The organism is Marinobacter lipolyticus SM19, from assembly GCF_000397065.2.
Taxonomy (GTDB): Bacteria; Pseudomonadota; Gammaproteobacteria; order Pseudomonadales; family Oleiphilaceae; genus Marinobacter; species Marinobacter lipolyticus.
On record NZ_KE007327.1, the window covers coordinates 56,892 to 82,509 of the forward strand.

Here is a 25,618-nt window from a genome sequence, read left to right on the forward strand (position 1 = left end):
CTGGCAGTTACCGGTTGTTCGACCATGAGCACAAGTACCGTGGATGAGCCGCAACTCCAGGTCAGTTGCACCACGACCTTGCAACCCGAACATCAGCTTCAGCTTGACGCTGTGGATGCCCAGATGTCCCGATCACAGCCCTACGCGGCGCTGGCAAAACTGGAGAGTGAAGGCCTTGCAACTGAGCAGCACTGGGTAAGGCGTGGGCAGCTATTGGCTTCAACCAGTCAGGTAGCTGAAGCACAAGAAGTGTTCCAGGCATTGGCCACACAATGTGATTCGGCGATGGGGCACCATGGACTGGGGCTTGTTTACCTGAAGATGGGAAAACTGAATGAAGGTACCCGTGAACTGAGAAAAGCCCGGGAACTGGCTCCGTCATCATCGGATATCCGCAACGATTATGGCTATGCCCTGTTGCTGACCGGTGGTTACTACGATGCGGTTTTCGAGTTGCGGACGGCGTTTGAACTGGCTAATGGGGAAGGCGCGGTTCGTCAGAACCTGGCGGCAGGTTATTTCATCACCAATGATCGTTCCGGCATCGCGATGCTTAGGCAAAAGTACAATTTGTCGAACGACGAAATCGCCCATGCTGAAAAGTTGGCGGCCCGGATCAGGAGGTCCAAATGAGAACAGCACTGATGTGGCTTCTGCTGCTTGCGCCGATATCAGTACTTGGCCAGGAGCGGCCGGAGCACGGTCTGTCGAACTCGGTCGTTGTCTTCGAGAGCGTGCCCGAGACCCGACAAAGGCTCGACAGGCAGGCGGGAAGCGGCGCACCGGAGAAAAGCGAGTTGTCTGTCCAGTCTTATGTGGATAGTCAGGAGCGAATTTCCGAGACGTTCCGGCGTGCTATTCCTGACAAGTTGACAGAGTCGTCCCGTGAAAATGATTAAGGGCGTGCGGAAGCAGCGTGGGGTGCTGATTTTTATTACCCCGCTGATTATTACCGTGATTGTTCTGATGATGGTGCTGGCCATTGATGGTGCCCGCTTACTGGCGCTGCAATCCGAAATGCAGAACCAGGTTAACGCCGCTGCCAGTGCCGCTGCCGACGGAGCCCAGGCTTGTGGCGGCCCGGAAATTGCGATGTCGACCATGTCCGCCAGGGCACTGGCCGCAGCTCAGGCCGCTGGCTACGAGGGGGGCGGGGATGCTCTGCAGGTCTTGCCCGGCGTACTGGAATCGACGGAAGCAAATGCCGAACTGGTATTCCGCAGTGTTCCGGAATCCGCCCTCAGTCGCAGCAACGGTGTCCGGGTATCCATGACCCGCGATGAGCCTATTTCAAGGCTGATTCCCGGTGGTCTCTTTGGCAACATCACTCTTGAGACATCCGCGGCTGTGCGGAAGGAAGTCAATGCCACCATCAGCGCGGCCGGATCAGCCTTAAGCGTCGAGGGGGGCCTGCTGGGAGACCTCATCGGCGGGGTGTTGGGTGTCCCGTCTTATAGCCTCAGTCCTACCGACCTGAACAGCCTTGAAAACACCCTGGTCAATGTCGGGGACCTGTTGGAACAGATGGGGGTTGCCAGTGTGGCGGATCTGGTCGACGAGCCGCTTGTTGACCTGTTGACGGAGGTGACGGGGCTTGTCGGGGGGGCTGGGATGCCTGTTGGCGGACTGGTGGATGATCTGACCGATGCGGCGGGTGTCGGCGGTTTGTATGTGAGCGATGTGCTGACGGTAGTCGAGGGAGCTGAGGTGCCGGCGAACGCCAGTTTCCCGGTTTATGACCTGGTGGTCAGCACCGCTATGAACAGTGCCCGTGTCTTGAGCGAGGGCGGATCCCTTCTGGCTCTGAATCTGCAAACCTCGGAGTCCACGCTATTGCAGGATCTGACCAGCTCAATCGGAGAGCTGGCTGATCTGAGTGTCGATCTTGGTCTCTTCGTGGCGGAACCGCCGAAGATGGTATACGGCCCGGCACGCCAGAATGCCGCAGGCGACTGGCTAACCCAGTTTCAATCCGCGGATATAAGGCTTGAGGCCGTTATCTCGGCCGGGTTGAGCGAAAGCACCGTTAACAGCCTGATATCGACCCTGTCGCTTGGGTTGATTGATCTCAATCTGATGGAGAACATCGAGATACCCCTGGCTGTCCAGGCTGGTGGTGGTCGTGGCAGTTTTGTGTCAGGTGACTGCGCCAGTGGTGGCAATGACAATGATGTGTCCCTGGGTTTTGACCTGATTGAGACGGCTGTTGATGTGCAGACAGGCACCGTTGACCCGGGATCAGGCACGGTGATTCCGGGGGATGTGCATGCGGAGATTCTGGAACTCACTATCAACACCATCCTGTTGGGAACCTATACCGAGCAACTGTGCGTGGATGCCGGCCTGGCCGTCGATCTGTATGGCGCAAGTGCACTGCCATCGGTCATTGATAATTACCCACTCGAATGTGTGGATGGTGATTGCGCCAGACAGAGCCTGGCCTCGGGAAACTCGGCCGATGATTTCAACGCGGATGTCGACATTACGTCGCTTGATCTGACTTGCGGCGAAAGCGGACTGAGTGCGGGTGTTTTGAGTATTGCCAGTGCGTTGGTAACACCGATCACTATTCTGCTGGAAGACGTCACGAGTGATGTTGTGAAAGGTGTCGTAGCGCCACTGCTGTCAGCTCTGGGCGTGAATCCCGGCGATATGTCGGTGACCGTAGTAAACGCTAACCAAAACACCACACAGCTGATTGAAAATGTGTCTATAGTGGAATAGTAAACAAAGCAGCTTCAAGCATGGATGGCAAAGACGTGGGCTCAGCAGTTTCGGATTACTGGACGTTTTCTTCAGACAATCTCGTATCGGGCATTCTGCCATTAATAACGGCCGTGCTGGCGGCTTTATTGCTGGTGTCCCTGATTCGCTACAGGCGGTTGGGGGGCAGGGGACAGGGGCTCAGTGTTGAAATGGGATCCGCCAGTCGCTCCTTGCGGAATGCGGACCGTGATCTCCGTACGCTCTTTGATCAGTCCGCTATCGCAGTGATGTTGCTGGACCCCACGACAAAATCGGTCCTCTACGCCAATGAAACAGCCATGATGGCATTTGGTGTGCGAACGGAAGAGCAGCTCACTGCGGAGGTCATGCAAAAGCCGGACGCGTGGTCCCCCTCCCCATTCAGTCTGCTGGATTTCGAAGAGACTGTTTTCAAAACCAGCCGTTCCGGCCTACAGAAATTTGAATGGTATTTTGAACCCACTGGTCGCCACCCGGTCTGGCTGGACAGCTCGCTCTCCATTATCTCCTATAAAAGCGGACAGGCATTGATGTTCACCGGGGTCAACATCACTGAACGCAAACACGCTGAGAAAGCCGATCATTTTCGCCATAAAGCCATGACCTCCATGGCAAACGACAATGGCCTGCATGTCACTCTTGACCATCTTGCAGCCATGGCGGAATCCCGCATGCCCGGAGCCTACTGCGGGGTGATGGTTCATGATGGAGAGCGCGCCCGCCTGCGGTGGGTGGGTGGCCGATCACTGCCGGAACCCTTCCGTGAAGCAATGGACGACCTGCCAGTGGCTTTTGGTGCCGCCAGTAGTGGTACCGCCGTGTTTATTCGGGGGCGTGTCGTGAGCCGGGATGTGCGTACGGATGATCGGTGGGAGCGTCATCGCGACGATGCTGAGTGGGCCGGGTTACGAGCCTGTTGGTCAGAGCCGGTTATCGGTAGTAGTGGGGAGTTGCTGGGTACCTTTGATGTGTACCATAAAGAGCCCTGGACACCAGGGGATGATGACATCGATGCCCTGACTGACCCCATTGCGATTACCAGCCTGGCCATCGAGCGGCACCTGTCGAAAAGCCAGTTGGAGCATATGGTACTCTCTGAGCAGATGGTTCGGAGAATCAGTACCGATCTGCTCACCCTTGGCCCGGAAGAAACCGACCAAGGCATCACCAGCACGTGTCGGGCCCTGGGGGATTTTTACCGGGCGGACCGGGTGTTTCTGTGTCAGTTTGAAGATGCCAGTCAGCAGGTGTGGGTAAGTCATGAATGGGCGGGGGAAGGCTTTGGTTCGCTGTGTCCGGACATTGCCAGAAAGTATCCGGTTATTCCGTCCAGCCTGAACAAGGTCTTTGAGGGCAAGCCAAGTGTGATCTTCTCGGCGGAACAGGAGATACCCCCGCAGCTTGAGTTCCTGAAGGAGTTGCTGACCTTGAAAGGTCAACAGTCGGTGCTGCTGGTCAGGGTGCATCGTGGTGACAGAATGTCGGGAATACTGGGGATACAGATGACCTCCGCTGTTAATCCCTGGACACCTCAGCGAGCCCAGACAGCGGAGCTGATGGCGAATCTGTTCGGCAGCGCTCTGAATCGTAACCAGTTACTCCATTCGCTGACCTACCAGGCCGTGCACGATCAATTAACCGGACTCTATAATCGCCACAAGATCGAAAGCTTCATGGATCAGGAGGTGGCCCGCTGCACCCGGTATGGCAGCACGTTCTCAGTGATTATCTTTGATCTGGATAACTTCAAATCCATCAACGACCGTTATGGCCACAATGAGGGGGATGCGGTGTTGTCCGGTGTCTCAGTGCTGGTTGGTCAGGGCATTCGTGAGTCAGAGATTGCGGGTCGCTGGGGCGGCGAGGAGTTCCTGATTATACTGCCGGAGACATCTCTGGACAGTGCGGTGCCGGTCGCTGATCGTTTACGGGGAAGTATTGAAAGTCACCGCTTCTCGATTCCGGAGCCGGTCACCATCAGCGTTGGGGTTGCAGCCTTCCGTCCTGGCGACACGCCCCATGAGATTATTCAGCGTGCAGATGCGGCGTTGTACAGCGCGAAAGAATCCGGTCGGAATTGCGTGAAACAGTCCTTTTAATGGATACGGTCATCTACACTGAGTAAACAGCGTAGTACTCCAAAACTGTCAACGTATCCGAAAGGAGTCTGAAAGTGATTAAATCCCGTGCTGCGGTGGCATTTGCCCCCAACAAACCGCTGGAAATTGTAGAGGTGGACGTTTCTCCGCCCCAGAAAGGGGAAGTACTCGTACGCATTGTCGCCACCGGCGTGTGCCATACCGATGCGTACACGTTGTCCGGCGCTGATTCCGAAGGTAATTTCCCGGCGATCCTCGGCCACGAAGGTGGTGGTATCGTCGAGGCCGTCGGCGAGGGTGTGACGTCCGTGGAAGTGGGTGACCACGTGATTCCCCTGTACACCGCCGAATGCGGCAAGTGTAAATTCTGCACCTCCGGCAAGACGAACCTGTGTGGTGCCGTGCGGGAGACCCAGGGCAAGGGTGTAATGCCTGATGGTACTTCCCGGTTTTCCTACAAGGGCGAGCCGATCTACCACTATATGGGTTGTTCCACCTTCTCCGAATACACCGTGTTGCCGGAAGTCTCCCTGGCAAAAATACCCAAGGAAGCCCCGCTGGATAAAGTCTGCCTGCTGGGCTGTGGTGTGACCACCGGCATTGGTGCGGTGCTGAACACGGCCAAGGTGGAAGAAGGCGCTACGGTCGCCATCTTTGGTCTCGGCGGTATCGGCCTGGCGGCTATCATCGGCGCGACCATGGCCAAGGCCAGCCGGATCATTGCTATCGACATCAACCCCGGAAAGTTCGATATTGCCCGACAACTCGGTGCCACCGACGTGGTCAACCCAAAGGACTACGACAAGCCGATCCAGGAAGTCATCATTGAAATGACCGATGGTGGTGTGGACTACTCCTTTGAGTGCATCGGCAACGTTGATGTTATGCGTTCAGCCCTGGAGTGCTGTCACAAGGGCTGGGGTGAGTCCATCATCATCGGCGTGGCCGGTGCAGGTGAGGAAATCCGTACCCGCCCGTTCCAGTTGGTCACCGGCCGGGTCTGGAGGGGCTCAGCGTTTGGTGGCGTCAAAGGTCGTACGGAATTGCCGGGTTATGTGGAAAAGGCCGAAAAAGGGGAGATTCCGCTGGATGTGTTTATCACCCATAACATGCCGCTTGAGGATATCAATGAGGCGTTTGAGCTGATGCACGAAGGTAAGAGTATCCGGTCGGTGATTCACTTCTGAGACGGAATGCCTGTGCGTTGGTAATCCAGCAATCAAAAAACCCGCCAGTTGGCGGGTTTTTTGATTGTCAGGTTGCTGGTGTTAAGGAGTCAGAAAGCCTAGTAGATCCAGCGGATCCAGCAGTCCCAAGAGATCCTCCAGCAACGTGGCATCGCCCAGCTGATCAGGGTTGAGCAGATCGGCCAGTGGGCTCAGAGGGCTATCTTCACCCAAGACACTATCCGGATCCAGAAGCGTTGTCAGTTCGCCCACCAGAGGTAAGGTGCTCGGATCGCCACCGCCGTTGAACGCCAGCAGTTGTTCGACAAGGTCACCCAGGACAGGGATATCCGTCAGCGGATTACCTTCCAGGTTGGCCGGGTCCAGCAGCAGGATCAGATCTGCAATGATGGGCAGATCATCACCACCTCCGAAGCCATCCGGCAGGGCTGCCAGAATATCGCCTACCAGAGGCAGAGTTGCAGGATCAAACTCAAAGCCCTCGCCAGGCATCAGCAACTCTGCGAGATTCTCAAGCTGTGCCGGGTCCAGAGAGATATCTTCCAGGTTCAGAAGGTCACCAATCAGCGGCAGGTCGGCTGGCGACAGCGGCAGATCACCACCTGGAGCCTCTGGCGCGCCTGGCTCAGGAATCATGCCGAGCAACAGGTCGAACAGGGAGCCGCCGAGGTTAAGAGCGCCGTCTTCACCGATGAATGTCTGTGTGCCGCTAAGAACATCCACAGAGGCCAGTCCACCCAGGTCAACGCCCAGCAGGGAACCTTCCAGCAGGCCCAGATCGACAATCGATCTGCCGTCATCCAGGTTGAACAGCTCACCCAGTACTGGAATCGCGTTGAACGCATCCAGCACCATCATCAGGGCATTTTCGGCATCGGCTGGCAGCGGAATGCTGCTGTCGTCCACCAGTCGCAATTCCACGCCGAGGCCATCGTCTCTCGGGAACAGCTGGCCGCCCAGTGCATCGGACAGTTCCTGGGGCAGGTTGTTGAAGTCGCCTGAGGCGAAGGTTTCTGCCATGGCCTGAATCAGGGCCGGGATCTGCTCCGGGTTGCCGCCGGTGAAGGCGTCGGCCAGGCTCTGCAACTGGGTTACATCCAGACCAAGATCCAGCGCAAGTGCGCAATCCGGTGAAGGATCCGTCGTGGAAATTGATTTCGGATCACATACGGCTACCAATGCAGAGGAATACTCGGTGAAGTCTGTGCCTTCCAGGCTGGGTGTGTCACTTGCATTCAGAGCCGTAAGGGCGGTGAGGAGGTCTTCCACCAACGGAAACTGCAGGATCAGCGCATTATCGACACTGTTCAGACCGTCCTCGGAATCACCAAACTCCAGGGCGGACAGCAGGGTGCCACCAAGGGTGTGTAAACCCTCGACCAGAATGCCACTGTCAAAACCCTCGGATTGGGCTGTCGTCGGGTCACCCAGCAGGGTGTTATCCAGCAGCACTACCAGGCCACCGGTGCGGAAGGTAAAGGTCGCAGGCTGCTCCAGGCCGTTGCCGGCGAGATCGGTGATTGTCGTATCAACCGCAATCTCGTAGGTGGTCTGGAAGCTCAGATTGCTGTCAGGGTTAAACTCGATGGAGTTGCCCACCGGATTGATCACACCCTCTACAGTGGCAACCGGATTGCCGTTTCCATCGATTTCCGTGACGGTGAAGTTGTTCGCATTGACCGACTGAGGATCAATCTCTTCATCGAATTCGACATAGATGTTGGTGTCAGTCGGTGCCAGTGTTTCGCCGTCCTCAGGTGAGGAGGTAACAGCCGTTGGCCCCTGACCGTCCAATTCACTGCCTGTCTTGAATGCGGCGGAGTCGTTTCCGGTCAGAGTCTTGACCAGGTCACCTTCTTCGTCACACAGGGCACGCAGGTCCGTAGTGGCGGTTACCTGATAGTCGGTATTGGCCAGCAGGTCCATATTGGGATTAATGACAACGGCCTTGCCCAGCGTGTTATAGGAGGCAGCTATCACGGTGGCATTGCCATTAACGGTCAGCGGCAGGGAGTTCTGGCTGACAGTGGCCGCATCGACATCGGCGTTGAAGGTCACCCGAATACTGCGGTTGAGCGCAACGCCCTGTTCGCCATCCGCAGGCACGAATTCAGAAACTTCAAAGACCGTACTCTCGGACGTGCAGAAGGTTTCCTGTTCGCCCCCGACGTTGCCGTTATTGCCGCCGTCATCGGAAGGTGTGTTTTCTGCTGGAATACGCGGGTCGCTTGGACCGCTGCCGCCACCGCCGCAGCCGGCGAGCAGAAGAGAGAGGGCCGTGACGCCAATGCCCAGATGCGTTTTAAAATTAGTCATGTTGAGCCCCTTATTGTTTTTTCATTATTTCGGTGTGTTTGCCTGTGAGGATGGCCTCTACACGCCGGTTTTTCGCGCGACCTTCGTCGGTAGCGTTGTCGGCAATGGGCTGGGATTCACCCATTCCCGTTGTTGAGATGCGTTCAGCACCGATGTTGAACTCCTTAACCAGTACCTTCATGACTGAGTCAGCACGGCTCTGGGACAGGTTCTGGTTGTAGCCGGCGCTGCCTGTGCTATCGGTGTGACCTTCGAGCAGGATGCGGCTGGTCGGGTACTGGGTCATTAATTCCGCCAGCTTTCCGATGTCATTGAAGTACTCCGGCTTGACGTCCGTGCCGTCAAGGTCGAACTCTACGTAAAGAGTCTCCTTGATCTCGCGGGTCAGCTCCTGGGCGCAGCCATCGTCGTCCACCAGAGCACCCTGGGGGGTGTTGGGGCACAGATCGCGTGGGTCGGGAACGCCATCGCCGTCGGAGTCAGCAGGCGGCGCAACGGGCGCGGGGGGCTCAGGAAGCTGGTTTTTGGGCGGTTGCGGGTACGAACGGTTAAACAGGAACTGAACGCCGGCAAATACCTGGCCATCCACATAGCCATCTTCCAGTTCCGTCCGGGCACGGGCACCCGCTTCGAACACAATGCGTTCACTCACCATGCGTTGAAAGCCGCCTTCGAGGTACAGGGCGTCCTCGGTTTTTGAGTCCAGTGCGCCGTCGACGTCAATATCGGTGTAGCTGTAGCCCAGACCTGCAAACGGACGCCAGCCGGCGAGTCGGAATTTGCCGGGATGAATGCGCCCAGCGAGAGAGCCTCGCAGAATATCGGTGTCGATGTCCGTTGAGCGTGTTTCAGCATCGCCGTAGCTGAAGGCGCCCATCAGGGTGAAGTTAGGATTGAACTGATGGCCCAGTGTGAGCCCGTATTCCGGGTAGTTCGCGAGGTTATCAATGTTGGAAGACTTGTCTTTCGAGTTACCGGAGTCGACATAGCCGACTTCTGCGCCGATGAAACTGTAGGAAAGCGGGAAATGCGTCGTGTCAGCCTGTGCCCAGGTTATGGGGAGTGCTATGCATCCAGCTAGAAGGAGCCTAGGTAATTGAGTCATGGAAGTGTGATCCCTCTCACGGTTTTGGTTATTGTCAGTCGCTCAGTGCGTTCTTGGGGTGTAGGCTTTAGTTATTAGCCAGCAATGTTTCCGAACGTTTCTTTTTGTTAATGGTTCGGAAAATACTCCAGTGGCCCATAAAGCAGCATTGGCTGTGTAGCCAGTCATATTGGGCATCTCGACCAGTTTGTCGGCTGTAAGCGCCTGATTTAACATTAATTAACAATTGGGCGAGATGAGGGCGTGATGAGGTGGGGCGTTCAGCGATCGGTCAACTTGAGCTCGATCCGCCGATTTTGTCGCAGTGCCTCTTGAGTAATCCCCTCGGCGACCGGGAAGAATTCCCCAAAGCCGGCGGCTACCATGCGTCTTTCCGGAACCCCTTGATCGGCGAGGTAGCGAACGACCGCCACGGCACGAGCAGTGGACAGCTCCCAGTTGGATGGGAATTGCGGCGTGTTGATGGGAATCACGTCGGTATGGCCGTCGATCCGGAGAATCCAGTCAATGTCTTCCGGTATCCGTTTGACCACATCCAGTAATACGTTTGCCAGTTTATCCAGTTCGTTTTGTCCGGCCTCGCCGAGTTGTGCCGAACCGGAGGCAAACAGCAATTCCGATGGCAGCAGGAAACGGTCGCCGACCACGCGAATATTTTCGTTCTCCTCCAGAATCTTCCGTAACCGGGCAAAGAACTCCGATTGGTATTGCTCAAGTTCATTCACGCGCTCGGCCAGAAGGGTATTCAGTCGCCGGCTGACGTCTTCCAGTTCCGCCTCTTTTTCCGCCGTCTGTTGTTCCTGCAGTTTCAGCGCAGCGCTGATCTGCTGTAGCTGATACTCAAGGGCTGCGATCTGGTTAGACAACCGGAGAATCATGGCCTGCTGGCTGGCGGAGAGTTCGTCTTTCTCATCCAGTGCGCGATCACGCTCTTCCACGGCCTGGCTGAGGGCATCCAGCCGTTCGGCTTGTGCCTGGGCATCGGCTGACTGCTGCATGAGTTGATTCCGCACGCTCTCGAAACGCATCTGCATCTCTTCGTTACGGGTCAGGCTTGCCTGCAGCTGGCTCTGGAGCCTCGTATTCTTGTCTTTCTCCAGACCCAGCAGACGGGAAATGTCATTCAGGCGATCATTCAGTCGCGCCAGTTCCATGTTGCGGTCGGACAGAGTCTGGGACAGGTACAGCTGGCTGACCACGTAAATCAACAGCATGAAAATGATGAGCATCAGCAGCGCGGACAGGGCGTCCACATAACCCGGCCAGACATTGATGGTGCTGCGGGCGCGGCGCTTGGAACCAATCACGAGGCATTACCCGATTTGTTGGCCATGATCTTCCACGGTATCCACGAGGTTGGTGACGCTGGTCAGCCATTCTTCCAGTCCGTCATAAAAGCGGTTCTGGGCGTGGCCCGCCTGGATATCCATAAACCCCAGAATTAAGGATCCACCCAGCCCCAGCAGGGAAGAGCTGAACGCAGTGCCCATGCCCTGCAGCGGCGTTTGCAGGCCTGCCTGCAGGTCGGCGAAGACAACGCCAAAATCGCCCTGATCCATGTTGAGGTTGGTGATCACCTCGCCCACGGCGTTGATGGTGCCCAACAAGCCCCAGAAGGTCCCGAGCAGCCCGAGGAAAATCAGCAGGCTGATGAAGTAGCGGGTGATTTCCCGCTGCTCGTCCATACGGGAATGGATACCGTCCAGCACTGTGCGTAGGGAAAGCGTGGACAGAGTGAAGCGATCACGCTTGTATTCATCGCCCAGCTGTTTCGCCAGTGGCTTGAGCAGCCGCGGCTCCTGCAGTACCGAGAGCCCGGCGTTGCCGGTGCGGAACTGGGCAATCCAGCGCAGTTCGGGGAACAGGATGAAGACCTGCCGGTAGGTCAGCGCGATACCGATGATCAACACGCACACGATCAGCAGGTTAAAGACCCAGTTGGCCATGAACGCTGTGGTCAGGGGCGCGTGGATGAGGGCGCACACAACCACCACAACGGCAAGGAAAAGTGTCATCCAGAACAACGTGTGTTTTGGGTTGCTCATATGCACCGCCTGCCTGTTTGGGAGGGTATCAAAGAACATAGCACAGGTTGGCGGGCGGTGACGGATGCAGTGTGAAATCGCTGATCAAGTCGATCGTTGATGGTTCATTGGCATTTAATAACTTCGCGAATTACCCGAGGTAACGTCCATGGAAACGCAGGTGTTCCTCGATAAAGCTGGCAATGAAGTAGTAGCTGTGGTCGTAGCCCTCACGAAGGTTCAGCGTCAGCGGATAACCGCTTATGGCCGCAGCAGTCTCAAGAGCTTCCGGATGCAGCTGTTCCGCCAGGAAGCTATCCGCATCCCCCTGGTCGACTAGAGCCGGTACAAACTGCCGGGCCTCCCGCATCAGCACGCTGGCGTCGTAATCCACCCAACGGGCAGTGTCCCTGCCCAGGTAGGCGGTAAAGGCTTTCCTGCCCCAGGGGCAATTGACGGGATTGCTGATCGGACTGAACGCCGAGACTGACTGGTATCGTTCGGGATTGCGCAGTGCCAGCACCAGAGCCCCGTGACCGCCCATGGAATGGCCGGCGATTGAGCGTTGGTCCGTGACCGGGAAAACGGACTCAATCAGTGCAGGCAATTCATTCAGCACGTAATCGTACATCCGGTAGTGCCGTTCCCAGGGGCTTTCGGTGGCGTTGACATAGAAGCCCGCGCCCTGGCCAAGGTCGTAACTTTCGTTGTCAGCAACGTCCTCGCCCCGCGGACTGGTGTCCGGCGCCACGATGGCCATGCCCAACTCCGCTGCCACACGATGGGCACCGGCTTTCTGCATGAAGTTCTCATCGGTGCAGGTCAGGCCGGACAGCCAGTAAAGCACCGGTACCTTTTGCCCGTTGGCGACCTGGGGTGGCAGGTAAATCGCGAAGCGCATCACGCAGCCAGCGCTGTCGGACGGGTGACTGTACTGCTTGTGCCAGCCACCGAAGCTTTTGTTGCTGTTCAGGTTCTCAAGGGTCATTGGCAACTCCGTTGACGGTCCACCTTCCTGGCAGGGCAGGCGGCCATCAGGCTTACTTGTCGAAATGGATAACGCTGCGGATGCTCTTGCCCTCGTGCATCAGCTCGAAGGCCTCATTGATATCTTCCAGCCCCATGGTGTGGGTGATGAAATCATTGAGCTTGTACTCACCCTGCAGGTAGCGCTCGACAATACCCGGCAATTCGGAACGGCCCTTGACGCCGCCGAAAGCGGAGCCTCTCCAGACCCGACCGGTGACGAGCTGGAACGGGCGGGTGGAGATTTCCTGGCCAGCGCCAGCGACACCAATGACGACTGACTCGCCCCAGCCCTTGTGGCAGCATTCCAGGGCTGAACGCATCACGTCGACGTTGCCGATGCATTCAAAGGAATAATCCACGCCACCCTCGGTCAGCTCGACAATCACTTCCTGGATCGGCTTGTCGTAGTCTTTCGGATTGATGCAGTCGGTTGCGCCCAACTGGCGGGCCAGGTCGAACTTGCTTTCGTTTATATCGATGCCAATGATGCGGCTGGCCTTGGCCATGGTGGCGCCGATAATGGCGGACAGACCGATACCGCCGAGCCCGAAGATCGCCACGGTAGCGCCTTCTTCCACCTTGGCGGTGTTCATGACGGCGCCCATGCCGGTGGTCACACCACAGCCCAACAGGCAGACTTCCTCCAGCGGCGCTTCCTTGTTGACCTTGGCCAGGGAGATCTCAGGCAACACGGTGTACTCGGAGAAGGTGGAGCAGCCCATGTAGTGGAAGATTGGCTCGCCGTCTTTGTAGAAACGGCTGGTGCCGTCGGGCATCAGCCCCTTACCCTGGGTTTCACGGATTTTCTGGCACAGGTTGGTTTTGCCGGACAGGCAGAACTTGCACTCGCCACACTCCGGCGTATACAGGGGAATGACGTGATCCCCGACCTGGACACTGGTAACCCCCTCACCGATCGCTTCCACGATGCCGCCACCTTCGTGGCCGAGGATCGCCGGGAAGTTGCCTTCCGGATCTTCGCCGGAGAGGGTGAATGCGTCGGTGTGACACACGCCGGTTGCGATGACTCGAACCAGCACCTCTCCCGCTTTCGGGGGCATCACATCCACTTCTTCGATTGACAGTGGCTGACCGGGACCCCAGGCAATTGCCGCTTTCGATTTGATCATCTCAGCCATAACTCTCTCCGTTGGTAACACGTGGAAGGCGGGAAGCCGCCCGACTCATCTGCCCATTTTATTTATCTCTCTCTGATTGATAATGGTGCATTTTCTTAAATCACCTTTACCGATGTGGAATAATAAGATCGCATGAACGCTGACGGGGCAGGGTATGTATCATTGGGAAGGCGTGAACGAATTCGTCGCTGTGGCGGAAACTGAGAATTTCACCCGGGCCGCCAAAAGGCTGGGTATTTCGACTGCCCAGGTTAGCCGTCAGGTCAGTGCCCTTGAAGCCCGGCTATCCACTCGTCTTTTTTATAGAACGACTCGGCGCGTCTCCGCGACCGCGGCCGGGGAGATCTATTACCAGCATTGCCGACAGGTGTTGGACGCTCTCGAACAGGCGGAACGCTCCATCACGAATATGCAGTTGGTACCACGGGGCAGGCTGAGGCTGACCGCACCGGTGACATACGGAGAGAAGTCGATAGCGCCCCTGGTCAACGACTTTGTGTTGCGTTACCCGGAACTCGACGTGGAAATGAACCTCACCAACCAGACGTTGGATCTGGTGGCCGAAGGCTACGATCTTGCGGTGCGGCTCGGTAAACTCGAGGACTCCAGCCTGATGGCCCGACGCCTGGCTTCCCGGACTCTGTATGTGTGTGCCTCACCAGCCTATCTATCGATCCATGGCACCCCGCATTCATTGTCTGAGCTGGAGCACCATAACTGCCTGCAGGGCAATCTCGATTACTGGCGCTTCCAGGACGCGGGCAAGCCACGCAATATCCGGGTAAGCGGCAACGTTCGCTGTGACAGCGGGAGGGCCCTGCTGGATGCCGCACTCAAGGGCATTGGCATCGTCCAGTTGCCGGACTACTACGTTCAGCCGGCGCTGGATGCGGGAACCCTGATCCCCCTTCTGACCCATTATCAGGAAGATGACGACGGTATCTGGGCCGTGTATCCCCATAACCGCCATCTGTCGCCCAAGGTGCGAATGCTGCTGGATTATTTTTCAGAGTCGCTCGCCACGGCGAGCAGAAAATGATGGGTTGATGGGTTAGGCTGTGGGTCCACCCATATTTTGTAGATTGAATAACAATGACACCTAGTGATCAGCCGTTCCGCTTCCGTTTCCGCGTCCGCTACGGTGAATGCGACGCCCAGAGTGTGGTGTTCAATGCCCGCTACGCGGACTACGTGGACATTGCCATGAACGAATACATCCGCACCCTGTTTGGAGACTACCAGAACCTGCTGGATCAGGACCTCGATATCCAGGTGGTCAGTCTGACGACCAATTACCGCTCGCCGGCGCGGTTTGATGACGTGCTGGAGGCGCGGATCAGGGCCGGGCGCCTGGGACATACTTCGTTCACCCTACATCTGGAGTTTGTCGGCTTCGGGGACGGGCAGTTGGTCGCCGAGGCCGACATTACCTACGTGTTGATTCAGCCATCGGAGATGGCGAAGACGCCGATACCGGCGCAGATCCGGGAACAACTGGAGGTGGGTGCCCCCGGCGTACTGATCAGCCACGCCGGGGGATAGTGGGGCAGGAGGGTGGTTTCAGCCTTGCTGCAAGGCCTGAATCACCGCCTTGGCGGCTCCCTCCGATGAGGCCGGGTTCTGGCCGGTGATCAGTTTACCGTCCACCACAATATGTGGCGCCCAGTCATCGCCTTTGGAGTAGGTAGCGGTATTCTCCTTGAGCATGTCTTCCAGCAGGAAGGGCACAACGCTGGTCAGGCCGACCGCTTCCTCTTCGCTGTTGCTGAAACCGGTGACCTCGCGGCCACCAACGATGTTCTGCCCGGGTTTCACTTCCACGTTCTTGAACACGGCTGGTGCGTGGCACACGGCGCCAATGACCTTGTTCTGTTCATAGGCGGCTTTGATCAGCGCGATGCTTTTCGCATCGTTCACCAGATCCCACAGCGGGCCGTGGCCGCCGGGATAGAAAATGGCCTCGAATTGGTTCATGTCCACATCGGCCAGCTTTTTGGTGCTGGCGAGGGATTCTTTGGCGTGGGCGTCTTCCCTGAACCTGCGTGTGGTTTCGGTCAGCGCCTCTTCCGCTTCACTGTTGGGGTCGACAGGGGGCTGGCCGCCCTTGGGTGTGGCTATGGTAATCTGCGCACCGGCATCCTTGAAGACATAGTATGGAGCGGTGAACTCTTCGAGCCAGAAGCCGGTCTTGTGACCGGTATCGCCCATCTGGTCGTGGGAAGTCAGAACCATCAGAACGTTCATGGAGTCTGTCCTTGTGATTGATGGATGAATGGGACTTCGTCAATCTGTTGGCTGCTCTGATGTAAAACCTTGTGGCCAACAGGATTAATTTCAAGCGGCAAATACGGAAAGCAGTCCCGGTCAGATTTCGAAAGGTCTCTACTCGGGGCAACAACGAACACGGTGCCTGTGATTCATGGAAGGACGAACAGCTATACGCCTACCGTTGATGCTGATATCGGCACTCATGCTTGCACTGCTTCTGCAGCCGGCATTGGCGAACGACTCCTCAGCCAGGGAGCCGCTGATGGTTACCGTAGGCGTGAACCATGCGCCGCCTTATCGGATTGTAGACGGCGATCAGAAAACTAGCCTTTATGTGGACATTTTCCGGGAAATAGCCAATCGGCTTGGTTGGCAGCTCAAGTTCGTCGAGGCGCCGTTCCGTCGTGTGCTGCTGATGGCGCAGCAGGGTCATGTCGACGTCATGCTGGGGCCATTGGAAACCGAAGAGCGCGCTGAGTATTTGGAGTTTGTGGCACCGGCCTTTCCGCCCGAAAGGAAGCTGTTTTTCTACATGCATGAGGGTCATCGCATTGACCGCTACAGCGACCTGGGTGAGAAGCGGATCGGTGTACTGTCAGGTGCCAGCTATTTCCCGAGGTTTGATGCCGACGATCAACTGATCAAGGAAAGTGCATCGCGTTACGAAAACCTGATGCGCATGTTGGCAAAAGACCGAGTGGATGTAGTGATCGCTCCGGAACTGGTTGGGCTTTATACCATCAAGGAGCTTGGCCTGGCCGTGTCGGTTTCCCCATTCTTCGTGCCAGGGAATCGCTCCTATATTGCAGTGTCCAGAAGCTCACCGGTGATGGCCTACGCCGATGACATCCGTGCGGCTCTCAAGCTGATTGTACAGGAAGGCATACACGAGGATCTGGTGTTGAAGTATCTCGAACAGGCACATCCCTGACCCCCGATCACACCGCCCTCGGGTTTTGCCGCTGGGCGGGTTTATTGATGTATGACGAAAATACAATAGTCGTTCGCTTCCTATCTGGATAGACTGTATTTTTGATCATTAAATCGAACCTGCCCGGGAGACGGAAGAGCAATGGCAATCTGGACCCAAACCCCCAATCTTGAACAAATGATGGAAGCCAGCAAGAATACGGCGGTCCACCACATGGGGATCGAGTATCTGGAAGTCGGTGATGACTATGTCAAAGGTCGTATGCCGGTCGATGAGCGCACCGTTCAGCCTTTTGGCATCCTGCACGGCGGTGCATCCGTTGTGTTGGCGGAAACCCTGGGAAGCATGGCTGCGAACTGTTGCCTGAAAGACCCGAACACCGTCGCGGTAGGTTTGGACATCAACGCCAACCACATTCGGCCGGTGACCAACGGCTGGGTGTATGGCACTGCCACCGCTCTGCATATCGGCAGCGCGACCCAGGTGTGGGAAATCCGCCTGGAGAATGAGCAGGGCAAGACCACCTGTATTTCCCGACTGACCATGGCCGTGACCAAGCGTCCCTGATGGCCACCAACCGGTGAGTCTGCTGTGTGCTTACATTTGGAAGCAGGCATATGGTATCAATATGCAATAGCCTGCCATTTGGAGCGCACGCATGGCTGACCACAGGAATGTGCCGTTATGGTGGCTGGCGCTTGCCGCTGGCCTTATTCCATTTCTGACCATCCACACCACCTTTGTGGTCTCGGTGCTGGAGGGCCACGTTTCTGCCTGTATCCCATACTGGGACAGCTGCACCAGCATTAGTCGTACCGGGCGTCATGGTATGGCCTATTTCATCTTCAAGGGGGCGATGCTGCCGGCGGGTGTGGTGGGTATTCTGTTCTGGTGGCTGAATGGTCGCTGGTTGCGCCAGTTGGGTATCCACACCGCAGGAGCAGCCTGGATTCCCTGGCTTGGGTTGGTCGCCTGCCTTTCGTTGATAGCGTATACCCTGGCGCTCGGTCACGCCGGTGATGGTTTTAACCTGGTTCGGCGCACCGGAGTGGTGCTGTATTTCTCGCTCACCTTCATCGCCCAACTGCTGATCAGCGGTGCTCTGCGAGATCACCCGTCCTGGAGCGGAACCGGTTCACGGCTTCTGAGGCTATGCCAGGTCACTCTTGCCGTGGGCATCCTGTCGGTCATTCTTGATGTCGTGGTGCCTGAATTTTACGACCAGAGGGACGATGCCTTTGAGTGGACTCTGGCCCTGCTGATCAATCTTCACGCCCTATGGCTGGCCATGCTGTGGCGGCGAAGCCGTTTCCGGGCACGACTTTGGGCGGACTGAGGCCGGGGGAACTTTACAGCTGGAGCGTCAGTAACCCACGAGCCAGAGCCGCCGCACCCGCTACGGCGGCGATGCCCAGAATGACAGGTCGAAGTCCCTCCACCGGCAGGCGATGGACCAGTTTCCCCGAGAGCCAGAAGCCGCCCAGAACACCGGGAAAAGTGAGGGCGAACAGATTGAGTTCCCGGGTGCCGAGATACCCGGAAGCAAACAGTGCTGCTACGCTGAAAAAGCTGGCGACCAGAAAGAATGCGGACATGTTCGCGCGAACCAGCGGCCCCTTCTCATTTTGGTATATCAGCGCGATGGGTGGTCCTCCTACAGCGGTAATCGTGCCCATGTATGTGGAAGCCACGCCAGCAAGTACACTGTTGCGGGCGTTCAGTCTCGGGCGTAAGCCGCCAATGCTCAGCAGTACCCCTGTGAGTATCAGCACCCCGAATATCAGCTCAAAGCCTTTGGGGGACAGAATCAACAGTGTCAGCCCGGCGAACACGGTGCCCAATGCACCGCCTCCGATGGCAAAGCGTACTTCGCGGATCTGCAACGATTCATGGTAACGGAACAGCATGAATACGGTCAGAAGCACGGCGTTGAGTACGAGTGGGGCGGGCACAAATAGTGGGCTGATGAGAAATAACAGTGGTGCCGAAAAGGTGCCTATGCCGTAACCGGCAACTCCCTGGAGGCAGGCGCCTGCAAGTAACGTCAGGTTGGCGAGCAGAATATGAACCAGGGATACTTCGTCCAAAACAAGTCACCGATTGAAGGTAAGGGATCTTGATCGCGCAGCCGGAGAACAGTTGGAGCTGATAAACTGTGCCCCTTCGTAACAGTATAGTGGAATGAGAGTATCCGGATGACTGATCGAGCCTCTGATAAACAGCAACGCTGCCCCTGCGGTTCCGGCGAAGCCTACCATGCCTGTTGTCAGCCAATGCATCAAGGCCGCCCGGCTCCTACGCCGGAAGCGTTGATGCGCTCGCGGTATTGCGCGTTTGTGTACCGGCTTGCCGACTATCTGCTGGAAACCTGGCACGAAAGCACCCGCCCCCAATCCCTGGATCTTGAGCACTCGCCGGACTGGTCGTCCCTTAGCATTCTTGACACGTCCGCCCGGGGTGATAGCGGCACGGTACATTTCCGCGCGGTCTACCGTCTCGGCAATGGTTGGGGGTATCTGGAAGAGGCATCGATTTTCAGGATGGCAGAGGGGCGTTGGTACTACGTGTCCGGAGAGACCACGGAAGGCCAGCTGAAATCTGGTCGCAACGAGCCGTGCCCCTGTGGTAGCGGTAAAAAATACAAAGCCTGTTGTCTTTGACGTCCATGAAACAACCCATTGTCGGTTACCACAAAGATGAGGAAGACCACTGGGTTGCCCAGCTGGCCTGCGGTCACAACCAACACGTGCGCCATGATCCTCCTTGGGTGAACCGGCCATGGGTTGAGTCTGAAGAAGGGCGCGCCTCAATGATCGGGTTTGAGCTGGAGTGCAAAAAGTGCGATGAGGGTGCTCCGATGGACCAGCGCCCCTGATGACAGGCTGTCTGATCACAGCATAAGGCGATGGTGGCTGAGAATCTGATCCCTCAGGCCTGCCTTGTCTTGTTCAACGCTCTCAATCAGCGTGTTGATTGCGTCTTCGGTTTCGTCGTGTTGCGTGAGTGTCCCTTTGTCTTCCCTGAATCGATACAACAGTTCCAGGTGCACATGTAAATCCTGAAAATTGCCCAGCCAGCTTTGTCGTTTTTTCACCTTCTTCATGACCTTGTTCCGGTCAGGCTTCTGCAGCTCCATCAGGTAGCGAATGCGCTTCAGCAACTTGCGAAGGCCATGGATGTCTTCGTCCGGGGATCGTTCAGTCATTTCTGCTGCCCATTGGTTGTAGCGCGATATCCGGGACTCCAGCGTGTGTCGGATGTCTTTCGGCTTCAGGTTAAGGGTGTGTTTCCTGAAAGAGGACGAAGTGATCAGGCGCAACCATCGGTCCATGTCACGTTGATAGTTGCCGCTTTGCAGGTGCTCCCTGAGCTGTTGTTGAGAGTGGGCAAGAGATTGGAAGAACGGGAGAGCACCGGCTGCACGCAAGTTCTCTTCACGGGCAGCGATGAATACATGAAGATCTCGCAGGGCACTCGTTGCTCTGGCGTGCCGCCCGAGAGTTTTAATAGCCTTGTGCAGATGCCTCACCTCGATCAGCCCGGCCACCGTTTCGGCAATGGCCCGGGAGCGTCTGAGCGCGATCCGGTACTGGTGAAGGAATTCTTCGTCAAAGCCGTAAGTGACACCGTTTTCAAGATCCCGCATAAGGCGGTATTGGTGCAGGAGCGCGTCAGGGATGTGGCCCGCGAGGGGCTCGGCACTGTCCGGACTGTTCATATCGCGTTTACGGATAAATAGCTGAAAACTGATGTCCCTGGGGGTTAGCAGTGTTCGCAACTGGCCGCTGTGTTTTTTCAGTTTGTTCCACGGCCGTGCCGGCAACCGAATGTGCATCAGACTGCCGGTTGGAAAGCTGTCCGGAGGGTAGTCAAGGAGGTGCGATGCCAGATCCAGCAGGGCAGGATTGTGGCCAACAATGGTAACGGTGCTTTCATCGTCCACAGTGGACAACGTCTTGAGGAGAACCCGGTAATCAAATGTGTAAAGTCCAGGCTCAGTGAAGATCCTGTCTTGCTGGCACCTGTCTGCTGTGATGCCTGCAAGGGTCTGAGTGGCACGCTCGGCATTGCTGGAGAGGATGAGGCCGTCCAGCGCGCCCAGTTGACGTGCTGCGCGGGCAAGTGCCGGTAACTGCTGCTGGCCGCGGGCATTGAGTGGACGTGCCTGGTCACGGAGTGACTCGTCGGCCCAGCTTGATTTCCCATGTCGTATAAGGAACAGGTCAGTCATGGGTGCCCTCTGCTGATTGGTACTTTAGTCTACACTGGATTCAAGTCCGTAACCGGTTGGCCGATACACTTCCTATCGTAACCGACTGTTGTAAAACCGGTTCGCTGTGGAGCCCCGATCCCACGTCGATCTCTGGTAACACCGTCTTAACAAACTGGAACAGATGCGTTTGCGGGCCTGTGCATAATTGCACTTTAAGCACCGATAATTATGGATACTTGCCGATGACCCTGATGACCCGACTTAAAATTCGTTCCCGATTGCTGCTGGCCGTATTGGTGCCCGTCCTGTTGACGGCTGCGACCATAGCCTGGGTTACCGCGAGTCAGATCAGTGCGAACGGAGAGGCAGAGCTTGAGCGCCTGGAAGAAAGCCTTCTGGATGCACGCAAAACTGGATTGAAGAACCTGGTGGACGCAGCCCGTGCCGTGGTCATGGAAGCAAAGAACGACCCCGGCCTGTCGGAGCGGGAAGCCAAGGAGGCTGCGGCAGCCCGTTTGCGGTCGATCCGTTTTGATAAAACCAATTATGTGTTTGCGTATACCCGGGATGTGTACAACCTGGCCTATGCCCCGGATCCTTCTAAGGAAGGTCCCACGGATAATCCGACACTCAGAAAGCTGGTTGGCAACCTGTTTGATGCCGCGGACAGTGGCGGCTTTTATGGGTACGACTGGATGAACCCGGCATCGGGTAATGAAGAACCCAAGGTATCCTATTCAACGCTGATCCCTGGCTGGGACTGGATGGTGGGTGCGGGTGTGTACGTGACGGATATAGACGCCGTGGTCGACGCCGCTCGCAAAGATATCGAAAAGAACATTCAGGCGACTCTTGGCATTATCCTGATGGTGACCGTTGTTGTGGTTCTGGTGGCCCTGTTCATTGGTCTTTTTGTCGGTCGCACGGTGACCAAACCGCTAAAAGTGGTCAGTGACATGATGCAGGAGATCGCCGACGGAGAAGGCGATCTGCGTCAGCGACTGCCTGACGAGGGCACGGATGAGCTGGCGGAGTTGGGCCGGCGCTTCAACAACTTTGTCATCAAGATCCAGAACACTATGCGTGAAGTGGGCAGCACCACGGATCAGGTGGCTTCGGCTGCTGAAGAGCTGAGCCGGGTGGCGAACGAAACCCGCGCCTCCGTCCAGGAGCAGGGATCGGAAACCGATCAGATTGCTTCGGCAATTAATGAAATGGCGGCGACGATCCAACAGATTTCCGGCAACGCCAATGAGGTCGAGAGTGCCGCCTCGGATGCTGATCGCATGGCCCGTGATGGTGGTGAAACCATCACCAATGCGCAAGCTGCTGTTAACCGGCTGTCCGGCGAAATTGACGAGACTGCCCGCAGCATCCATGCCCTGGCTGAGAAGTCTGATGACATTCAACAGGTACTGGATGTTATTCATGCCGTCACTGAACAAACTAACCTGCTGGCACTCAACGCTGCTATTGAGGCGGCCCGGGCCGGCGAGCATGGTCGCGGTTTCTCAGTGGTGGCCGATGAAGTCCGGCAGTTGGCTAAGCGCAGTGCCGAGTCAGCGGATCAGATTCGAGAAATGATTGGCGGCTTCGTCAGTGAGTCGCGGGCAGCGGTTGAGCGTATGAACGCGTCCCGTGATCACTCCACGGAAACCGTTGAGCGGATCAATCACGCTACCAGTGCGCTGGGCACCATCGAAAAGTCCGTTGGTCAGATTCACGATCAGGTAACCCAGATCGCAACGGCGGCCGAGCAGCAAAGCCAGGTGGCTGAAGAGATCAACCAGAATGTGGTACGCATTGTAGATGCGGCTCAGCGTAGCGATACCGGCGTGACCCAGACCAATGAAGCAAGCCATGAGTTGGCGCGTCTGGGCGAGAGCCTGCGGACCCTGGTCGGCCAGTTCAAGGTATAAATTGACCGGGTAAAGGGAACCCTTTCTCTCCGTTGTTCGTTTATTGGTGACAGGGCGTCAGCTTTGTGACCAAAAATAACAACGACGGAAGAGACAATGATACCTACAATAAAACTGGGCGGGGTTGCTCTGACGGTAATCCTGCTTTCCGGCTGCCTGAGCAGCAGTGGCGGCAGTGACAATGACTCAAACGCCTCAGCGCCTGCCGTTGGTGGCGAACAGCAACTCTTCAAGGCAACTCTCAAACGTACCGCATTCGGTATTCCTCATATCGAAGCCGATGACTTTGCCAGCATGGGATACGCCTACGGTTATGCCCAGGCGGAAGACAATCTCTGCCTGCTGGCGGAGGATACCCTGACCGTTCGAGGACTGCGTGCCCGTTTCCTCGGGGCCAATGGCACCTACCAGATCCCCTCCAATGGTGCGACAACCACCAACCTCAACGCCGATTTTTTCTGGCGCGCTGCTGCAACGGATGAAGCTATCGAGCCCTTCAAAACCGGCAGTGATCCAGAAGTCCTGGAGGCGTCCAGTGGTTACGTTGCCGGCTTTAACCGCTACCTGCGGGAACTGCGGGATGGTCAACACTCGGGACGGCATGAAGCCTGTCGCGATGAGCCCTGGCTGATGCCAATGGCAGAGGATGACATGTACCGGCGCTATTTCCGCCTTGCGGTGCTGGCATCCTCGTCGGTTTTTGTTGACGGTGTCGCGACGGCGCAACCGCCGGCCACGGACATTCCGGAATTATCTGCGGATCAGATCCTGGATGCCCTGGCTGATGCGGGCATTGAAGGCAGTGAAGATCTGCCTTTCCCGTTTGCGGATGAGCTGCCGATTGGCAGCAACATGTATGGCTTGTCAGCAGGTGCCAGCCGCACCGGCGAGTCCATGTTGTTCGGTAATCCTCATTTTCCCTGGGAAAAGACCGAACGCCTGTACCTTGCGCACCTTAAAGTCGGGGACCAGGCCGAGATTATGGGCGCGGCCCTATACGGCTTGCCAGCCGTGCTGATTGGCTTCAATGATCAGTTTGCCTGGAGCCACACTGTTTCCACCGCCTATCGCTTCAGTTTCTATGAATTGACCCTGAATCCCGCGGACCCTACCCAGTATCTGTACGAGGGTGAGTTTGTGGATATGGAAGCCACTGACATCACCGTGCAGGCGATGAATGAAAACGGCGAAGTGAGTGACGTTACCCGTACGCTCTACCGCTCCCGTTACGGCCCCATGCTGACCTTTGAGGCAGCGGGGGTGCCGATACTGAACTGGTCCACCGCCAAGGCATACACCCTGCGTGATGCCAACGCCGAGAATGACCGCCTGCTGAACCAGTTTTTCCGCTGGAACCAGGCCGACAGTTTTGAGGAATTCGTGGAGCTGCATGGCAGCGTGCTCGGTGTGCCCTGGGTCAATACGGTGGCAACCGGTCCCGGGAAGCCGGCTTATTACGGCGATCTGACCGTGGTGCCCAATGTGCCCGACGCCAAGGCACAGGCCTGTGCGACGCTGTTGTCCCCGGTCTTCGATCTGTTGGCTCCGGGCCTGCCGCTGATGGACGGTGCCCGTGCTGATTGCCAGTGGGATACGGATGCGGATGCCCCGGCTGAAGGTGTATTTGGCCGCGCCAACCTTCCGTCTCTGCAGCGGGATGACTGGGTACACAACTGCAATGACAGTTACTGGGTGACCAATCCCGCGGAACCGCTGACCGGCTTCGCCGCCATCATCGGTGACGAGGAAACCCCGCGAACCCTGCGTACCCGCAAATGCATGCAGCAGGTCATCCAGCGTCTTGATGGCTCCGATGGCAAACCAGGCAGTACCGGATTCGATCTGGCCAATCTGCAGGATATCGTTCTGGACAGCTCGTTACAGTCTGAACAACTGGCGCGTGAAGCGGTGCTGAACGCCTATTGTCCGATCGGCACTTTGTTGAGCAGTGGCGGTCAGCCGGTGGACATTGCTGAAGCTTGTTCAGTTTTGCAGGCCTGGGATGGCACCCATAACCTGGGCTCGGTAGGCGGCCATATCTGGCGTGAGTTCTGGCGCAATATCGATCCGTTGCCGGTGGAATCCCCGGACAAATGGCTGACTCCATTTGATCCTGCCGACCCGGTGAATACGCCTGCGATGCTCAACGTGGCCAGCCCGTTGGTGCAGGCGGCGTTTGCCGATGGCGTCCAGGCCATCCAGGACTCACCGATGGCCATGGACGCCGCCATGGGTGACCTCCAGGTTTCCGGAATTCACGATACCGTGATCCCGATATTTGGTGGTGAAGGATTCGAAGGGGCGTTTACCATTGCCAGTTCACGTCCACACGATATCAGCGATGGCCTATACGACGTAAAGTATGGCAACAGCTATATCCAGACCGTGACGTGGGATGAACCGGGCCAGCCGGTTGCGGAAGGCTTTGTGACCTATTCCCAGTCCACTGATCCGGCATCGCCTTACTACAAGGATATGACGGAAGCCTATTCCGGCAAGCAATGGATCCGCTTTCCCTTCACTCAGGAAGAGATCGACAGTGATCCGGGACTCGTAGAGTATCGCCTGGTAGAGCTGGCACGTTAGTATAGAACTCAATGCAGTGGGCGCAGGGAGACGTGCCCGCTGATTGGCTAAGCGGTA

At 56.9% G+C, this 25,618-nt stretch carries 23 protein-coding genes; 14 read left to right on the forward strand and 9 right to left on the reverse strand.

Features of this window, described 5'->3' with window-relative positions:
- Nucleotides 1–24 precede the first annotated feature (24 nt).
- The 5 genes from MARLIPOL_RS14875 to MARLIPOL_RS14895 all read left to right on the forward strand — a co-directional run bounded on the left by MARLIPOL_RS14875 (nt 25) and on the right by MARLIPOL_RS14895 (nt 6,031).
- A complete protein-coding gene (locus MARLIPOL_RS14875) occupies nt 25–633 on the forward strand; it encodes a tetratricopeptide repeat protein (RefSeq protein ID WP_036192039.1) in 609 nt (202 codons plus the stop codon).
- Complete coding sequence (locus MARLIPOL_RS14880) at nt 630–899, forward strand: hypothetical protein (protein ID WP_012139069.1); 270 nt, start codon at nt 630–632, stop codon at nt 897–899. The genes MARLIPOL_RS14875 and MARLIPOL_RS14880 overlap by 4 nt, the downstream gene beginning before the upstream one ends.
- Nucleotides 886–2,724 carry a hypothetical protein gene (locus MARLIPOL_RS14885; RefSeq protein WP_145768795.1) on the forward strand — a complete coding sequence of 613 codons (1,839 nt, stop codon included), beginning with the start codon at nt 886–888 and terminating at the stop codon, nt 2,722–2,724. Before MARLIPOL_RS14880 ends, MARLIPOL_RS14885 begins: the two co-directional genes overlap by 14 nt.
- 20 nt (nt 2,725–2,744) lie before the next feature.
- Nucleotides 2,745–4,844 (forward strand): sensor domain-containing diguanylate cyclase, encoded by a 2,100-nt coding sequence (locus MARLIPOL_RS14890; RefSeq protein ID WP_012139071.1) that lies wholly within the window; start codon nt 2,745–2,747, stop codon nt 4,842–4,844.
- Between the two features lie 74 nt (nt 4,845–4,918).
- A complete protein-coding gene (locus MARLIPOL_RS14895) occupies nt 4,919–6,031 on the forward strand; it encodes an S-(hydroxymethyl)glutathione dehydrogenase/class III alcohol dehydrogenase (protein ID WP_012139072.1) in 1,113 nt (370 codons plus the stop codon).
- 81 nt (nt 6,032–6,112) lie between these two features.
- Here MARLIPOL_RS14895 and MARLIPOL_RS14900 read toward each other — a convergent pair whose 3' ends face one another.
- The 6 genes from MARLIPOL_RS14900 to MARLIPOL_RS14925 all read right to left on the reverse strand — a co-directional run bounded on the left by MARLIPOL_RS14900 (nt 6,113) and on the right by MARLIPOL_RS14925 (nt 13,635).
- Complete coding sequence (locus MARLIPOL_RS14900) at nt 6,113–8,347, reverse strand: Ig-like domain-containing protein (protein ID WP_012139074.1); 2,235 nt, start codon at nt 8,345–8,347, stop codon at nt 6,113–6,115.
- Nucleotides 8,348–8,357: 10 nt separating this feature from the next.
- Nucleotides 8,358–9,452: an OmpA family protein gene (locus tag MARLIPOL_RS14905; RefSeq protein WP_012139075.1), complete on the reverse strand. Its 1,095-nt coding sequence runs from the start codon at nt 9,450–9,452 to the stop codon at nt 8,358–8,360.
- A gap of 260 nt (nt 9,453–9,712) precedes the next feature.
- Nucleotides 9,713–10,759, reverse strand: a complete 1,047-nt coding sequence (locus MARLIPOL_RS14910; protein WP_012139076.1) for a peptidoglycan -binding protein — start codon at nt 10,757–10,759, stop codon at nt 9,713–9,715.
- Between the two features lie 6 nt (nt 10,760–10,765).
- On the reverse strand, nt 10,766–11,497 hold the full coding sequence (locus MARLIPOL_RS14915) for a hypothetical protein (RefSeq protein ID WP_012139077.1): 732 nt from the start codon (nt 11,495–11,497) through the stop codon (nt 10,766–10,768).
- A 130-nt stretch (nt 11,498–11,627) separates the two neighbouring features.
- Complete coding sequence (gene fghA, locus MARLIPOL_RS14920) at nt 11,628–12,464, reverse strand: S-formylglutathione hydrolase (RefSeq protein ID WP_012139078.1); 837 nt, start codon at nt 12,462–12,464, stop codon at nt 11,628–11,630.
- Nucleotides 12,465–12,516: 52 nt separating this feature from the next.
- A complete protein-coding gene (locus tag MARLIPOL_RS14925; RefSeq protein WP_012139079.1) occupies nt 12,517–13,635 on the reverse strand; it encodes an S-(hydroxymethyl)glutathione dehydrogenase/class III alcohol dehydrogenase in 1,119 nt (372 codons plus the stop codon).
- A gap of 163 nt (nt 13,636–13,798) precedes the next feature.
- On the opposite strand from MARLIPOL_RS14925, the gene MARLIPOL_RS14930 reads away from it, so the two are divergent.
- Nucleotides 13,799–14,683 (forward strand): LysR substrate-binding domain-containing protein, encoded by an 885-nt coding sequence (locus MARLIPOL_RS14930; protein ID WP_012139080.1) that lies wholly within the window; start codon nt 13,799–13,801, stop codon nt 14,681–14,683.
- A gap of 53 nt (nt 14,684–14,736) precedes the next feature.
- Nucleotides 14,737–15,186 carry an acyl-CoA thioesterase gene (locus tag MARLIPOL_RS14935; protein WP_012139081.1) on the forward strand — a complete coding sequence of 150 codons (450 nt, stop codon included), beginning with the start codon at nt 14,737–14,739 and terminating at the stop codon, nt 15,184–15,186.
- Between the two features lie 18 nt (nt 15,187–15,204).
- Here MARLIPOL_RS14935 and MARLIPOL_RS14940 read toward each other — a convergent pair whose 3' ends face one another.
- A complete protein-coding gene (locus MARLIPOL_RS14940) occupies nt 15,205–15,888 on the reverse strand; it encodes a type 1 glutamine amidotransferase domain-containing protein (RefSeq protein ID WP_012139083.1) in 684 nt (227 codons plus the stop codon).
- Nucleotides 15,889–16,063: 175 nt separating this feature from the next.
- Here MARLIPOL_RS14940 and MARLIPOL_RS14945 point away from each other — a divergent pair, with 175 nt between their 5' ends.
- The 3 genes from MARLIPOL_RS14945 (at nt 16,064) to MARLIPOL_RS14955 (ending at nt 18,179) form a co-directional block, all read left to right on the forward strand.
- Entirely contained in the window at nt 16,064–16,843 is a 780-nt protein-coding gene (locus MARLIPOL_RS14945) for a substrate-binding periplasmic protein (protein WP_051123160.1), read from the forward strand.
- A 141-nt stretch (nt 16,844–16,984) separates the two neighbouring features.
- The gene (locus MARLIPOL_RS14950) at nt 16,985–17,410 is read left to right on the forward strand and encodes a hotdog fold thioesterase (protein WP_012139085.1); all 426 of its coding nucleotides are present in this window, start codon (nt 16,985–16,987) and stop codon (nt 17,408–17,410) included.
- Nucleotides 17,411–17,501: 91 nt separating this feature from the next.
- A complete protein-coding gene (locus tag MARLIPOL_RS14955; protein ID WP_012139086.1) occupies nt 17,502–18,179 on the forward strand; it encodes a Frag1/DRAM/Sfk1 family protein in 678 nt (225 codons plus the stop codon).
- Nucleotides 18,180–18,192: 13 nt separating this feature from the next.
- Here MARLIPOL_RS14955 and MARLIPOL_RS14960 read toward each other — a convergent pair whose 3' ends face one another.
- On the reverse strand, nt 18,193–18,930 hold the full coding sequence (locus tag MARLIPOL_RS14960) for a sulfite exporter TauE/SafE family protein (RefSeq protein WP_012139087.1): 738 nt from the start codon (nt 18,928–18,930) through the stop codon (nt 18,193–18,195).
- A gap of 108 nt (nt 18,931–19,038) precedes the next feature.
- Between MARLIPOL_RS14960 and MARLIPOL_RS14965 the strand changes: the two genes are divergently transcribed.
- On the forward strand, nt 19,039–19,503 hold the full coding sequence (locus tag MARLIPOL_RS14965; protein ID WP_145768796.1) for a YchJ family protein: 465 nt from the start codon (nt 19,039–19,041) through the stop codon (nt 19,501–19,503).
- A 5-nt stretch (nt 19,504–19,508) separates the two neighbouring features.
- The gene (locus tag MARLIPOL_RS14970; RefSeq protein WP_012139089.1) at nt 19,509–19,718 is read left to right on the forward strand and encodes a DUF3565 domain-containing protein; all 210 of its coding nucleotides are present in this window, start codon (nt 19,509–19,511) and stop codon (nt 19,716–19,718) included.
- A 15-nt stretch (nt 19,719–19,733) separates the two neighbouring features.
- Here the strand turns inward: MARLIPOL_RS14970 and MARLIPOL_RS14975 are convergent, their stop codons facing one another.
- On the reverse strand, nt 19,734–21,074 hold the full coding sequence (locus MARLIPOL_RS14975) for a CHAD domain-containing protein (RefSeq protein WP_012139090.1): 1,341 nt from the start codon (nt 21,072–21,074) through the stop codon (nt 19,734–19,736).
- Between the two features lie 224 nt (nt 21,075–21,298).
- Here MARLIPOL_RS14975 and MARLIPOL_RS14980 point away from each other — a divergent pair, with 224 nt between their 5' ends.
- Complete coding sequence (locus MARLIPOL_RS14980) at nt 21,299–22,975, forward strand: methyl-accepting chemotaxis protein (RefSeq protein ID WP_012139091.1); 1,677 nt, start codon at nt 21,299–21,301, stop codon at nt 22,973–22,975.
- Nucleotides 22,976–23,071: 96 nt separating this feature from the next.
- Entirely contained in the window at nt 23,072–25,561 is a 2,490-nt protein-coding gene (locus MARLIPOL_RS14985) for a penicillin acylase family protein (RefSeq protein ID WP_012139092.1), read from the forward strand.
- The last annotated feature ends 57 nt before the right edge of the window (nt 25,562–25,618 follow it).